This is a genomic window from Pseudonocardia cypriaca (assembly GCF_006717045.1).
Taxonomy (GTDB): Bacteria; Actinomycetota; Actinomycetes; order Mycobacteriales; family Pseudonocardiaceae; genus Pseudonocardia; species Pseudonocardia cypriaca.
Window position 1 is genome coordinate 369,524 of record NZ_VFPH01000001.1, and the last position, 13,280, is coordinate 382,803.

Annotated in this window: 13 protein-coding genes; 12 read left to right on the forward strand and 1 reads right to left on the reverse strand. The window is 72.4% G+C overall.

The window, feature by feature from the left end; all coding sequences use genetic code 11:
* Nucleotides 1-110: 110 nt before the first annotated feature.
* Both FB388_RS01845 and FB388_RS01850 read left to right on the forward strand, forming a co-directional pair.
* Nucleotides 111-725 (forward strand): TetR/AcrR family transcriptional regulator, encoded by a 615-nt coding sequence (locus tag FB388_RS01845; protein ID WP_170225431.1) that lies wholly within the window; start codon nt 111-113, stop codon nt 723-725.
* Nucleotides 722-1,477: a maleylpyruvate isomerase family mycothiol-dependent enzyme gene (locus FB388_RS01850; protein ID WP_211361716.1), complete on the forward strand. Its 756-nt coding sequence runs from the start codon at nt 722-724 to the stop codon at nt 1,475-1,477. Before FB388_RS01845 ends, FB388_RS01850 begins: the two co-directional genes overlap by 4 nt.
* A 77-nt stretch (nt 1,478-1,554) precedes the next feature.
* Here the strand turns inward: FB388_RS01850 and FB388_RS01855 are convergent, their stop codons facing one another.
* Complete coding sequence (locus FB388_RS01855) at nt 1,555-1,965, reverse strand: PH domain-containing protein (RefSeq protein ID WP_246121490.1); 411 nt, start codon at nt 1,963-1,965, stop codon at nt 1,555-1,557.
* Between the two features lie 265 nt (nt 1,966-2,230).
* On the opposite strand from FB388_RS01855, the gene FB388_RS01860 reads away from it, so the two are divergent.
* The 10 genes from FB388_RS01860 (at nt 2,231) to FB388_RS01905 (ending at nt 13,265) form a co-directional block, all read left to right on the forward strand.
* Entirely contained in the window at nt 2,231-4,147 is a 1,917-nt protein-coding gene (locus tag FB388_RS01860; protein WP_142095992.1) for an acetolactate synthase large subunit, read from the forward strand.
* Complete coding sequence (gene ilvN, locus FB388_RS01865) at nt 4,144-4,653, forward strand: acetolactate synthase small subunit (protein ID WP_142095994.1); 510 nt, start codon at nt 4,144-4,146, stop codon at nt 4,651-4,653. Before FB388_RS01860 ends, ilvN begins: the two co-directional genes overlap by 4 nt.
* Before the next feature lie 30 nt (nt 4,654-4,683).
* Entirely contained in the window at nt 4,684-5,688 is a 1,005-nt protein-coding gene (gene ilvC / locus FB388_RS01870) for a ketol-acid reductoisomerase (protein WP_142095996.1), read from the forward strand.
* Nucleotides 5,689-5,778: 90 nt separating this feature from the next.
* Complete coding sequence (locus tag FB388_RS01875; protein WP_142095998.1) at nt 5,779-6,951, forward strand: aminotransferase class V-fold PLP-dependent enzyme; 1,173 nt, start codon at nt 5,779-5,781, stop codon at nt 6,949-6,951.
* A 32-nt stretch (nt 6,952-6,983) separates the two neighbouring features.
* Nucleotides 6,984-7,667: a hypothetical protein gene (locus FB388_RS01880; RefSeq protein ID WP_142096001.1), complete on the forward strand. Its 684-nt coding sequence runs from the start codon at nt 6,984-6,986 to the stop codon at nt 7,665-7,667.
* A 75-nt stretch (nt 7,668-7,742) separates the two neighbouring features.
* Nucleotides 7,743-8,741: an LLM class flavin-dependent oxidoreductase gene (locus FB388_RS01885; RefSeq protein ID WP_142096004.1), complete on the forward strand. Its 999-nt coding sequence runs from the start codon at nt 7,743-7,745 to the stop codon at nt 8,739-8,741.
* A gap of 129 nt (nt 8,742-8,870) precedes the next feature.
* Nucleotides 8,871-10,472 carry a phosphoglycerate dehydrogenase gene (gene serA / locus FB388_RS01890; protein WP_142096007.1) on the forward strand — a complete coding sequence of 534 codons (1,602 nt, stop codon included), beginning with the start codon at nt 8,871-8,873 and terminating at the stop codon, nt 10,470-10,472.
* 3 nt (nt 10,473-10,475) lie between these two features.
* Nucleotides 10,476-11,381, forward strand: a complete 906-nt coding sequence (locus tag FB388_RS01895) for a ribonuclease Z (protein WP_142096010.1) — start codon at nt 10,476-10,478, stop codon at nt 11,379-11,381.
* The gene (gene thpR, locus FB388_RS01900) at nt 11,381-11,932 is read left to right on the forward strand and encodes an RNA 2',3'-cyclic phosphodiesterase (RefSeq protein WP_142096012.1); all 552 of its coding nucleotides are present in this window, start codon (nt 11,381-11,383) and stop codon (nt 11,930-11,932) included. The genes FB388_RS01895 and thpR overlap by 1 nt, the downstream gene beginning before the upstream one ends.
* Before the next feature lie 286 nt (nt 11,933-12,218).
* Nucleotides 12,219-13,265, forward strand: coding sequence for a 3-isopropylmalate dehydrogenase (locus FB388_RS01905; RefSeq protein ID WP_142096015.1), 1,047 nt, complete (start codon nt 12,219-12,221; stop codon nt 13,263-13,265).
* Nucleotides 13,266-13,280: the final 15 nt, after the last annotated feature.

Sequence of the window (13,280 nt, forward strand, 5' to 3'; positions counted from 1 at the left end):
CAGGGCCACCAGGTGTGGTTCGGCCGGGCCGCTGCGGGATCAACTCCACGGTACGCGCCCTGCGGGCCGTCTCTTGACGGGTGGTCGGGCCCGGAGGACGATTCCTAATCGTGTTAGGCGGAGCTACTGCTGATTGGCAGAGCAAACGGCGTGAGTCGGCGCGCCGCGAGATCCTCTCCGCCGCGTGGGACGTCGCACGCGAGAACGGGCTCGCCGCGCTGACCCTGCGCGAGGTCGCGGCGCGCGTCGGCATGCGCGCGCCGTCGCTGTACTCGCACTTCTCCTCCAAGAACGCGATCTACGACGCGATGTTCGGGCAGGCCTGGCGCTCCTACGAGGAGATGACCGCCGGCGCCGTCCTCCCGGCGCAGCCGCGCGCGGCGCTCCGGGCGATGGCCAAGCGGTTCTTCGAGTTCGCGGTGGCCGACCTCCCCCGCAACCAGCTGATGAACCAGCGCACGATCCCCGGCTTCACGCCGAGCCCGGAGAGCTACGCCCCCGCCGTACGTGTCATCGAACGCCTCCGCTCCGACATGACCCGGATGGGAATCGCCGACGACGGGGACGTCGACCTCTTCATCGCGCTCGTCGGCGGGCTCGCCGACGCCCAATGGGCCAACGACCCGGGCGGCACGCGCTACGCCCGGCTCCTCGATCGCGCCGTCGACATGTACGCCGACGCGCTCCACCTTCCGCAGGTCGACGATGACCAGGAGGAGACATGACCACCACCCGAACCCGCCCGACCGCCCCGCCGCGCCGCTCCGGCCTCGACCGGGACACGGCGATGCGGCTCGCCGCCACCGAGTACGGCCGCTACCTCGACCAGCTGCGCTCGCTCGACGAGGCCGACTGGGGACGTGCGACCGACTGCCCCGCGTGGGACGTGCGGGCGATGGCAGGCCACTGCCTCGGCATGGCCGAGTTCGCCGCCTCGCTCCCGACCATGGCGCGGCAGAACGTGGTGGCGACCCGTCGCGGTGGTGAGTTCATCGACGAGCTCACCGACCTGCAGGTGCAGGAACGGCGTGACCTCACCCCGGCCCAGCTGGTCGCGCGCTACGCCGACGTCGCGGCGCCGGCGGTGCGGGGCAGGCGCAGGCGTTCGGTGCTCATGGGGCGGCTCCCGATGCCGGGGGCGCAGACGATCAACGCGACTCCGGAGCGATGGACGTTCGGCTACCTGTTCGACACGATCCTCACCCGCGACACCTGGATGCACCGCGTCGACACCGCCCGCGCCACCGGCCGCGAGCTGGTGCTCACGCCCGAGCACGACGGCGCGCTCGTCGCCGACGTCGTCACCGAGTGGGCGGGTCGGCACGGGCAGCCCCACACCCTCACCCTCACCGGCCCGGCCGGCGGGCGGTGGGGAACCAGCGGCCAGGAGCTGGAGCTGGACGCGGTCGAGTTCTGCCGCGTGCTGTCCGGTCGGGGTGAGGGCGAAGGCCTGCTGGGCGTGATGGTGCCCTTCTGAGCCGACTCCCGTCCGACGAACGGCCCGTTCGTCGGATAGGTACCGACGAGCGCGCCGCTCGTCGGAAGGGGACGGGCCTATTCGCCGGCTGCCGGGTCGGGGAGGCGGCCGCCGCTCACGGCCGCGAGGCGAGGCAGGTCGCGCACGTGCACGGCCGGCAGCGCGAGCTCGGAGCCGTCGTTCAGCACGGCGCTGACGCGGGCCGACGCCGGGTTGCGGGCGCGGCCGAGGTGCACCTTCGCGATCTCGCTCCACGGCACCTCGCGGCCGCCGATGACCCGGCGCACGACGACCGTCTCGGGGTCGGCGACGGTTCGCACCCGCAGCGTCCACACGACGATCCCGATCGGGACCAGGTAGATCAGCCACAGGTACGGCGCGGCCCACGCGACGGGGGTGACGCAGACGGCCAGCGTCAGCGCCACCAGCACGACGAGCGGGGAGACGCGGAATACGGCGCGCGGCGGGGGCTCGGGCGGGGCGCTCACGCCACCATCGTCGCACCGCCGGTCCGGCCCGGCGGGAGCCGGCGTGCGTCCCACCATCTGGTACCGCCTTCTCAAGGAATTGACTCTCGGTGCGCCCGGCCGCTAGCGTCGCTGCCATGTCCGCCATCCGGGTGCTCGTACTTCTCAGGCGCGTCCACGCCTGAGCGAGTCCTCGGTCGTCGACGCGCCACCCTCGTTCCGTCAGCCCGACGGTCGAGGGTTTTTTTCTGTCCGGATCCCGAAACCAATGCGGAGCGATCAGCAGATGACCACCGCAACGCCCCGATCCGGCCCGGTTCCCGGGCCGTCGGCCCCGAAGCCGGGGCCGCCTCCGGGCCGCCAGGGCCAGCCCGTGACCACGGGTCAGGCCGCGCCCGTACGGCGCGTCGAGGAGGTGCCGATGACCGGCGCCCAGTCGCTCGTGCGCTCCCTCGAGGAGGTGGGCTGCGAGGTCGTCTTCGGCATCCCCGGCGGCACGATCCTCCCGGCGTACGACCCGCTGCTCGACTCCACCAAGGTGCGGCACGTCCTGGTGCGCCACGAGCAGGGCGCCGGCCACGCCGCCACCGGGTACGCGCAGGCCACCGGCAAGGTGGGGGTCTGCATGGCGACGTCGGGTCCCGGCGCCACCAACCTGGTCACCCCGATCGCCGACGCGCACATGGACTCGATCCCGGTGGTCGCGATCACGGGCCAGCAGAGCCGCCCGCTGATCGGCACCGACGCGTTCCAGGAAGCCGACATCACCGGCATCACCATGCCGGTGACCAAGCACAACATGCTCGTGACCGACGCTGCGGAGATCCCGCGCGCGATCATGGAGGCGTTCCACCTCGCGTCCACGGGCCGACCGGGCCCGGTGCTGGTGGACATCCCGAAGGACGTGCTGCAGGAGAAGACCACGTTCTCCTGGCCGCCGGAGATGAAGCTGCCCGGCTACCGGCCGACGACCCGGCCGCACGGCAAGCAGATCCGCGAGGCCGCCAAGCTGATGTGCGCGGCCAAGCAGCCCGTGCTCTACGTCGGCGGCGGCGTGCTCAAGGCCGAGGCCACGGCCGAGCTGCTCGAGCTGGCCGAGCTGACCGGGATCCCGGTGGTCACCACGCTGATGGCGCGCGGCGCGTTCCCGGACAGCCATCCGCAGCACGTCGGCATGCCCGGCATGCACGGCACGGTCGCGGCGGTGGCCGCCATGCAGAAGGCGGACCTGCTGGTCGCGCTCGGCTCCCGGTTCGACGACCGGGTCACCGGGCAGCTGTCGACGTTCGCCCAGCACGCCACCGTCGTGCACGCCGACATCGACCCGGCCGAGATCTCGAAGAACCGCCGCGCGGACGTCCCGATCGTGGGCGACTGCAAGGAGGTCATCACCGAGCTGATCGACGCCGTCCGCGCGGAGCAGGCCTCCGGCGCGGCCGACCTCGACGCGTGGTGGGCGCAGCTGGACGAGCTCCGCAGGACCTACCCGCTGGGCTACGACTGGCCCGCCGACGGCTCGCTGTCCCCGGAGTACGTCATCGAGCGGATCGGGCAGATCGCAGGGCCGGACGCGGTCTACGCCGCGGGCGTCGGCCAGCACCAGATGTGGGCGGCCCAGTTCATCAAGTACGAGAAGCCGCGCTCGTGGCTGAACTCCGGGGGCCTCGGCACGATGGGCTTCGCGGTGCCCGCCGCGATGGGTGCCAAGATGGCGCGGCCGGACGCGCTGGTGTGGGCGATCGACGGTGACGGCTGCTTCCAGATGACCAACCAGGAGCTCGCCACCTGCGCGATCGAGGACATCCCGATCAAGGTCGCCATCATCAACAACGGCAACCTGGGCATGGTCCGGCAGTGGCAGAACCTCTTCTACGAAGAGCGGTACTCCAACACCGACCTCGGCACCCACAAGCACCGGATCCCGGACTTCAAGCTCCTCGCCGAGGCCATGGGCTGCGTGGGACTGCGTGCGGAGTCCAAGGACGAGGTCGACAAGGTGATCCAGCAGGCCATGGAGATCAACGACCGCCCGGTCGTGATCGACTTCGTGGTCGGCGCCGACGCCCAGGTGTGGCCGATGGTCGCCGCAGGCACCGGCAACGACCAGATCATGGCGGCCCGGAACATCCGGCCGCTGTTCGACGCGGACGAGATCGTGGCCGACGACGCGACGGCCAGCACGCAGATGACGAGGGAAGCATGACCCAGAGGCACACCCTGTCGGTGCTGGTCGAGGACAAGCCGGGCGTGCTCGCCCGCGTCTCGGGCCTGTTCTCGCGCCGCGGGTTCAACATCGAGTCGCTCGCGGTCGGCCCCACCGAGCACCCCGACGTCTCGCGGATGACGATCGTGGTCGCCGTCGACGACTTCCCGCTCGAGCAGGTCACCAAGCAGCTCAACAAGCTCGTGCACGTCATCAAGATCGTGGAGCTCGAGCCGGCGGCGTCGGTCCAGCGGGAGCTGCTGCTGGTCAAGGTGCGCGCCGACCCCGGCGTGCGCAGCCAGGTGCTCGAGATCGTGAACCTGTTCCGCGCCAAGGCCGTGGACGTGACGCCGGAGGCCCTGACGATCGAGGCCACCGGCACCGCCGAGAAGCTCGGGGCGCTGCTCAAGAACCTCGAGCCGTTCGGGATCCGGGAGATGGTGCAGTCCGGGATGGTGGCCGTCGGCCGCGGTCCCCGCTCCATCACCGCCGCAGCTGTTCGCTAGTCAACCTCCGGAAGGACGACCCCACCCGACATGAGCGTGAACATCTACTACGACGACGACGCCGATCTGTCGATCATCCAGGGCCGCAAGGTCGCGGTGATCGGCTACGGCAGCCAGGGCCACGCCCACTCGCTGTCGCTGCGCGACTCCGGCGTCGACGTCCGGATCGGCCTGCCAGAGGGCTCGAAGTCGCGGCAGAAGGCGCAGGACGAGGGTCTGCAGGTGGGCACGCCCGCCGAGGTCTCCGCGTGGGCCGACGTGATCATGATCCTGGCGCCGGACACGAAGCAGCGCTTCATCTACGCCGACGACATCGCGCCGAACCTGCAGGACGGCGACGCGATCTTCTTCGGCCACGGCTTCAACATCCGCTACGAGCTGATCAAGCCCCCGGCGAACGTCGACGTCGCGATGGTCGCGCCGAAGGGCCCCGGCCACCTCGTGCGCCGCCAGTTCGTCGACGGCAAGGGCGTGCCCGCGCTGATCGCCGTCGAGCAGGACGCGAGCGGGAACGCGAAGGCGCTCGCCCTCTCCTACGCCGCGGCCATCGGCGGCGCCCGCGCGGGCGTCATCGAGACCACGTTCAAGGAGGAGACCGAGACCGACCTGTTCGGTGAGCAGGCCGTGCTCTGCGGCGGCGCGGCCGCGCTCGTCCAGACCGGTTTCGAGGTGCTCACCGAGGCGGGCTACGCCCCCGAGGTGGCCTACTTCGAGTGCCTGCACGAGCTCAAGCTGATCGTCGACCTCATGTACGAGGGCGGCATCGCCAACGAGCGCTTCTCCATCTCCGACACCGCGGAGTACGGCGACCTCACCCGCGGCCCGCGGGTGATCACGCCCGCCGTCAAGGTGGAGATGAAGAAGATCCTCGGCGAGATCCAGGACGGCACGTTCGCCCGCGAGTGGGTGGCCGAGGACGACGCGGGCCGCCCCAACTTCACCCGCCTCCAGAAGGAGGGCCAGGAGCACCCGATCGAGCAGGTCGGGGAGAAGCTGCGCGGCCTGATGAGCTGGGTGGGCACCAAGGCCACCTGAGCCACCCGCTGATCGTACGAACGGCACTTCCGTCCGAACCGTCGGACGGAAGTGCCGTTCGTACGTTTCCGGCTCCGGCATGATCGGTCCATGGACGTCGACGCCCTCCGTGCCCTGACACCGGGCTGCGCGCACCGGACCCACCTCAACAACGCGGGCGCGGGCCTGCTGTCGCAGCCGACGCTGGACGTCATGCTCGGGCACCTGCGCCGGGAGGCCGAGATCGGCGGGTACGAGGCCGCCGACGCCGCCCGGGACGACATCGCGGCGGTGTCCGTCGCTGTGGCCGAGCTGGTGGGCGGCGCCGCCGACGAGGTCGCGCTCTTCGACAACGCCACCCGCGCCTGGAACGCCGCGTTCTACTCGCTGCCGCTCGGGCCCGGCGACCGGATCCTCACCGGCCGTGCCGAGTACGGCAGCAACGTGCTGGCCTACCTCCAGGTCGCGAAGCGGACCGGCGCCGAGGTCGTCGTGGTCCCGAACGACGAGAGCGGGCAGCTCGACACCGCCGCGCTCGCCGAGCTCGTAGACGAGCGCACCCGGCTGATCGGGGTGAGCCACGTCCCCACGAGCGGCGGCCTGGTCAACCCGGCCGCCGAGATCGGGCGCATCGCGCGCGAGGCCGGGGTGCTGTTCCTCCTCGACGCCACGCAGTCGGTCGGGCAGTTCCCGGTCGACGTGGAGGAGATCGGCTGCGACATGCTGTCCGCCACCGGGCGCAAGTTCCTGCGCGGACCGCGCGGCACCGGCTTCCTCTGGGTGCGCTCGACCGCGCTGGAACGGCTCGACCCGTACGTCGCCGAGATCCGGGCCGCCACCTGGGACGGCGGCCGGGGCTTCACCTGGGCCGACGGGGCCCGCCGCTTCGAGACGTGGGAGAACAGCTACGTCAACATCCTCGGGCTCGGCGCCGCCGTTCGGCAGGCGCTCGACCTGAGCCTGGACGCGATCGCCGAGCGCACCCTGGCGCTGGGCGCGCAGCTGCGCGAGCGGCTCGACGCGCTGCCCGGCGTGGCCACGCACGACCTGGGCCGCGACCGGTGCGCGATCGTCACGGCGAAGGTCGACGGCGTGCCGACCGAGGACGTCGTCGCCGCGCTCGCCCGGGCCGGGGTCAACGCGACCGCAACCGTGCCCGAGGACACCCAGTTCGACACGGAGGTGCGTGGCGTGCACCCGCTGGTGCGCCTGTCCCCGCACTACTACAACACCGAGGCCGAGCTGGACCGTGCCGTCGAGGTGATCGCGGGCCTCCGTCGTTGACGGGCCAGGCTGTAGGCGGGGGAGGGGGTCCGGTGGGTGCGAACGACGCCGGGATCCGGGCCGCGGTCGACGCCACGGTCGACGCCGGCACGGTGTACTTCGAGATGCGGATCGAGTCCGAGCCTGCCGGGGTGGCGCGGTTCCACAGCCAGGGGGTGTGCGATTTCACCCGACGGCGCGCGACGTCCCGCACCGTGACGGACGTCCCGGCGGACGTCCCCGACGTCTTCCAGATCGCTGATGGTGGGGTCGTCTACAGCCAGGAGGATGGCGACCAGTGGCACGTGCTGGACGTGGGCGGCTGGGGCGGTGCGAGCCTGCTGTCGGTGCTCGGCTGGCTCTACGGAGTGGAGGACGCGCGGGCGGGCGACGCGGGGGAGCACGTCGTCACGATGAGCGCCCGGCGTGTGCTCGAGGCCTGCCCCGCTCCGTTGCGCGACGAGCTCCGCACGGCCTTCGACCAGGCAGGTCATCTCGACGCGGTCGCCACCGGCTGGGTCGGCACCGACGCCGCGAACCGCATCACCGAGTGCCGCCTCGAGCTCCCGGGCAGCGTGAACGGGCTCTTCGGATCGGTCGACGTCGGCTCCCGTGTCACCCTCGTCCTCTCCGACTTCGGTGAGCCGGCGTGCATCTCGCTGCCCGATGCCGGTCCCGCCGAGCCGATCGGCGAGTACGTCCAGCGCATCCTCCGGCAGGCCGAGGAGGGCGAGTAGCCCACGCCCCCGTGCGGGAAGACCTGGCGGGCCCCGGGGGTTGACCATGGCGTCCCGCAACGAAAGGTCGCCGCCGTGTCCGTTCCCCTTCCGCTGTCGATCCTCGACCTCGCCACCGTCCGGGACGGCGAGACGATCCGCGAGGGCCTCGAGGCGAGCGTCGCGCTCGCGCAGCGCGCCGAGGAGTGGGGGTTCCGGCGGATCTGGTACGCCGAGCACCACAACATGCGCGCGGTGGCGTCCTCGGCCACGAGCGTCCTGATCGCGCACGTCGCGACGCAGACCGAGCGGATCACGCTCGGTTCCGGCGGCGTCATGCTGCCCAACCACTCGCCCCTGGTGATCGCCGAGCAGTTCGGCACGCTCGCCACCCTGCACCCGGGGCGGATCGAGCTCGGGCTGGGCCGCGCGCCCGGCACCGACCAGGCCACGTTCTCCGCGCTGCGCCGGGACCACGGGGCGGCCGACCGGTTCCCCCAGGACGTCCAGGAGCTGCAGGCCTTCCTCTCCGACGACAGCCTGATCCCGGGGGTGCAGGCGTTCCCCGGGCGCGGCACGAAGGTGCCCCTCACGATCCTCGGCTCGTCGCTGTACGGGGCGCAGGTGGCCGCCGCGCTCGGGCTGCCGTACGCGTTCGCCTCGCACTTCGCACCTGACGCGCTGGAACAGGCGATCGCGCTCTACCGCCAGGAGTTCCGCCCTTCGGAGCAGCTCGCCGCGCCCCGCGCGATGGCAGCGGTGAACGTCGTCGCCGCCGACTCCGCCGACGAGGCCGCCGCCGCCCTGCACGCCGTGCACCACGACCGCGTCAAGCGGTTCCTCTCCCGCGGCGGCAACGAGCTCACCGACGAGGAGGCGGAGGTCCTGCTCGATGCGCCTGCCGGCCAGCAGGTCCGGGCGATGACCCGCTACACGGCGGCCGGCACCCCCGACGTCGTCGTGAAGTACCTGGACGACTTCGCCCGCCGCGCCGACGCCGACGAGCTGATCGTGACGTTCCCGGTGGTCGACCGCGCGGCCTGGTTCCGCTCGGCCGAGCTGCTCGCCGAGCAGGTGCGCCCGGCGACGGTCTGAAACCGTGCCCCGGCGGGCGGTTCGTCCCGTTCGCGTGTCGCTCCGCCCACGCCGCCGGTCCCCCATCGATCAGCGCATCTACGATCGGGGGTCGCACCGTGACCCCGATCCAGGAGCCCTGCATCCGTCGTGAGCACCGCAGCCGCCCGCCCTGTCGTCCTCCTCGCCGAGAAGCTCGCGCCCTCCGCGGTCGCACTCCTCGGTGACGACGTCGAGATCCGCCACGTGGACGGCACCGACCGCCCCGCGCTGCTGGCCGCCATCGGCGACGCCGACGCCCTGCTCGTCCGCTCGGCCACGAAGGTCGACGCCGAGGTGTTCGCCGCCTCCACGCGGCTGAAGGTCGTGGCCCGCGCCGGTGTCGGGCTGGACAACGTCGACGTGCCCGCAGCAACGGCCCGCGGCGTCATGGTCGTCAACGCGCCGACCTCGAACATCGTGTCCGCCGCCGAGCACGCGATCGCGCTGCTGCTCGCTGCCGCCCGGCGCATCCCGGCGGCCGACGCGAGCCTGCGGCAGGGCCAGTGGAAGCGCAGCTCCTTCACCGGGGTCGAGCTGAACGGCAAGACCGTCGGCATCGTCGGTCTCGGCAAGATCGGGCAGCTCGTCGCCCAGCGACTCGCCGCGTTCGGCGTCGACCTGATCGCCTACGACCCGTACGTCGCGCCAGCCCGCGCCGCCCAGCTGGGCATCGAGCTCATCGACCTCGAGGGTCTGCTGCGCCGCGCCGACGCCATCTCGATCCACCTGCCGAAGACCCCCGAGACGCTCGGTCTCATCGGCAAGGACCAGCTCGCGCTCACCAAGAAGGGTGTGATCATCGTCAACGCGGCCCGCGGCGGCCTCGTCGACGAGGACGCGCTCGCCGAGGCCGTCCGCAGCGGGCACGTCGGCGGAGCGGGCATCGACGTCTACATCTCCGAGCCCACCACCTCCAGCCCGCTCTTCGAGCTGCCGCAGGTGGTCGTCACCCCGCACCTCGGAGCGTCCACGGACGAGGCTCAGGACCGCGCCGGCACCGACGTCGCGAGGTCGGTGCAGCTGGCCCTGGCCGGCGAGTTCGTGCCGGACGCGGTGAACGTGCAGGTCGGCGGGGTCGTCGGCGAGGAGGTGCGGCCGTGGCTGCCGCTGGTGCAGAAGCTCGGCACCGTGCTCTACGCGCTGGCCGGACGGGTGCCCACCTCCGTCACCGTCGACGTCGCCGGTGAGCTCGCCGCCGAGGACGTCTCGGTGCTGCAGCTCGCGGCCCTGCGCGGGGTGTTCACGAAGGTCGTCGAGGACCAGGTCACGTTCGTCAACACGCCGGCGCTGGCCGCCGAGCGCGGCGTCGACGTCGAGCTGACCACCGCTCCGGAGAGCGAGAACCACCGCAGCGTCGTGCAGCTGCGGGCGGCGATGCCGGACGGCGAGTCGATCACCGTCTCCGGCACGCTCACCGGCCGCGCCCAGGTCGAGAAGCTGGTCGAGGTCAACGGCCGCCACTTCGACCTGCGCGCGGAGGGCGAGGTGCTGCTGCTCGAGTACGCCGACCGCCCCGGCGTGATGGGCCGCGTCGGCTCGCTGCTCGGCGAGGCCGCCGTCAACATCGAGGCCGCGCAGATCAGCCAGACCACCGACGGCACCGACGCGATCATGCTGCTCCGCGTCGACCGGCCGGTCGACCCGGGCGTGCTGGAGCCGATCGGCGCGTCCGTGGGGGCCAGGACCACGCGGCTGATCTCCTTCGACTGAGCGATGGCGGGTCGGGAGCTCGTCGTGCTGGGCACCGCCAGCCAGGCCCCGACCCGCACCCGCAACCACAACGGCTACCTGCTCCGCTGGGACGGCGAGGGCTTCCTCTTCGACCCGGGGGAGGGCACGCAGCGGCAGATGCTGCTGGCCGGCGTGCCGAGCAGCGCGATCACCCGGATCTGCCTCACGCACTTCCACGGTGACCACTGCCTGGGCGTGCCCGGCATCGTCCAGCGGCTCTCGCTGGACGGCGTCGCACACCCCGTCGTCGCGCACTACCCGGCGTCGGGGCGGGAGTACTTCGCGCGGCTGCGGCACGCCAGCTCGTTCCACGAGGTCGCGGACCTGTGGGAGGAGCCCGTCGAACGGGACGGTGTGCTCGCGTCCGGTCCGGCCGGCGTGCTCGAGGCGCGCCGCCTGGACCATCCGGTGGAGGCCTTCGGCTACCGCTTCACCGAGCCGGACGGGCGGCGCATGCTGCCCGGACGGCTCGCCGAGCGCGGGATCTCCGGTCCCGACGTCGGCAGGCTGCAGCGCGAAGGCGTGCTCGGCCAGGTGCGGTTGGAGGACGTGAGCGTGCCGCGGCGCGGCCAGCGGTTCGCCTTCGTCATGGACACCCGGCTCTGCGACGCCGTCTACGCGCTTGCCGACGGCGCCGACATGCTGGTGATCGAGTCGACGTTCCTCACAGCGGACGAGCCGCTCGCACGGACGTACGGGCACCTGACGGCCCGGCAGGCCGCGTCCGTGGCCGCCGACTGCGGGGTCCGGAAGCTGGTGCTCACGCACTTCTCGCAGCGCTACGCCGACCCCGCCCGGTTCGCCGAGGAGGCGGCGGAGGTGTTCGACGGCGAGGTCGTGGTGGCGGAGGACCTCGCCCGCGTGCCGCTGCCGCCCAGGCGCGGATGATGCGGCTGTTCGTGGCGGTGCAGCCGCCGCCCGACGCGCTCGACGAGCTGCGGTCGGCCACGGCGGCGATGCGCTCCGCCCATCCGGACCTGCGGTGGACCCGGCCCGACCAGTGGCACCTCACGCTCGGGTTCCTCGGTGACGTCGGCGACGAGACCCGGGCCGACCTCGCCGCCAGGCTGGGCCGCGCCGCGGCGAAGCACCCGCCGATGCGGCTCGCGATGCACGGGGCGGGCCGGTTCGGCGACCGCGTGCTCTGGACCCGGATCGCCGGTGACGTCGCGGCGCTCGGCAGGCTCGCCGCGTCCGTGCAGGCGGCGGCCCGCCGCGCGGGGATCGACGTCGAGGGCCGCCCCTACCGGCCGCACCTCACACTGGCCCGTGGCCGCGAGGGCGCCAGCCTGCGTCCGCGCGTCGACGAGCTGACCGGCTTCGTCGGGAGCACGTGGACCGCGCACGACCTGCACCTCGTGTGCAGCCACCTCGGGGCCGGACCCGGGCGCACTTCCCGCTACGAAGCGCTGGCGTCGTGGCCGCTCACGGGAAGTTGATCACTAACCGTTCCGGCGGGCACGTTGCGCGCGCGTTCGGAGGGCGGCCATCCGCCGTCCGGGTGCCGCCGACGGCGGGGCCGCCGTCCATGGCAGTGGGGCGGAGGGGCAGAATGGCCCGCTCGGGGGTGTGTCCCGTGCGGGAATTCGGCGCGGTGATCCGCTTCCGCACCAGTTTCACACGACCGGGTGACCGCGATCGGGTGGCGGACGGCGGACCCGCGCCGTTGCGGCCGGTAACGTGCGCCCGGCTGCTTCGGGGCCAGACGGAGAGAGGACATCGGCAATGCGCCTTGCGGTCATTCCGGGGGACGGCATCGGGCCGGAGGTCATCGACGAGGCGCTCAAGGTCCTCAACGAGGTATCTCCTGGCGCCGAGACCACCACCTACGACCTCGGCGCCGCGCGCTGGCACTCCACCGGTGAGCTGCTGCCCGAGTCGGTGCTCACCGAGCTCCAGCAGCACGACGCGATCCTGCTCGGCGCCGTCGGTGACCCGTCGGTGCCCAGCGGCATCCTGGAGCGCGGCCTACTGCTGCGCCTGCGGTTCGAGCTCGACCACCACGTCAACCTGCGCCCCGCGCGGCTCTACCCGGGTGTTCGCGGGCCGCTCGCGTCGTCCGGCGAGATCGACCTCCTCGTCGTCCGCGAGGGCACCGAGGGCCCGTACGTCGGCACCGGTGGGATCCTCCGCAAGGACACGCCGCACGAGATCGCCACCGAGGTGAGCACCAACACCGCGTTCGGCGTGGAGCGGGTGGTGCGCGACGCGTTCGCGCGCGCCTCGCGGCGGCCGCGCAAGCACCTCACGCTCGTGCACAAGACGAACGTGCTGAGCTACTCGGGCCGGCTGTGGTCCCGCATCGTCGAGGAGGTGTCGCTGGAGCACCCCGAGGTGTCGGTGGCCTACCAGCACATCGACGCCACCACGATCCACATGGTGACCGACCCGGGCCGGTTCGACGTGATCGTCACCGACAACCTGTTCGGCGACATCCTCACCGACCTCGCAGCCGCCATCACCGGCGGCATCGGCCTCGCCGCCAGCGGCAACCTCGACGTGAGCCGGCGCAACCCGAGCATGTTCGAGCCCGTCCACGGCAGCGCCCCCGACATCGCGGGCCAGGGCATCGCCGACCCCACCGCCGCCGTCCTCTCGGTCGCCCTCCTGCTCGACCACCTCGGCAACCGTGACGCCGCCCGCCGCATCGAGGCCGCCGTGGCCTTCGACCTCGCCACCCGCGACCACAGCGCCACGGGCCACACCCAGTCCATCGGCGACCGCCTGGCGGCGCTGGTGAGCGCGCGAGCGACCCCTTCGCCGACGTCGTAGGGCTTCTTTGAATGT

What these genes read in the sequence shown, in the direction of transcription:
- ilvN (WP_142095994.1), top strand. Translation starts at nt 4,144, where the DNA reads ATGACCCAGAGGCACACCCTGTCGGTGCTGGTCGAGGACAAGCCGGGC.
- FB388_RS01905 (WP_142096015.1), top strand. Translation starts at nt 12,219, where the DNA reads ATGCGCCTTGCGGTCATTCCGGGGGACGGCATCGGGCCGGAGGTCATC.
- ilvC (WP_142095996.1), top strand. Translation starts at nt 4,684, where the DNA reads ATGAGCGTGAACATCTACTACGACGACGACGCCGATCTGTCGATCATC.
- FB388_RS01850 (WP_211361716.1), top strand. Translation starts at nt 722, where the DNA reads ATGACCACCACCCGAACCCGCCCGACCGCCCCGCCGCGCCGCTCCGGC.
- FB388_RS01875 (WP_142095998.1), top strand. Translation starts at nt 5,779, where the DNA reads ATGGACGTCGACGCCCTCCGTGCCCTGACACCGGGCTGCGCGCACCGG.
- FB388_RS01860 (WP_142095992.1), top strand. Translation starts at nt 2,231, where the DNA reads ATGACCACCGCAACGCCCCGATCCGGCCCGGTTCCCGGGCCGTCGGCC.
- thpR (WP_142096012.1), top strand. Translation starts at nt 11,381, where the DNA reads ATGCGGCTGTTCGTGGCGGTGCAGCCGCCGCCCGACGCGCTCGACGAG.
- FB388_RS01895 (WP_142096010.1), top strand. Translation starts at nt 10,476, where the DNA reads ATGGCGGGTCGGGAGCTCGTCGTGCTGGGCACCGCCAGCCAGGCCCCG.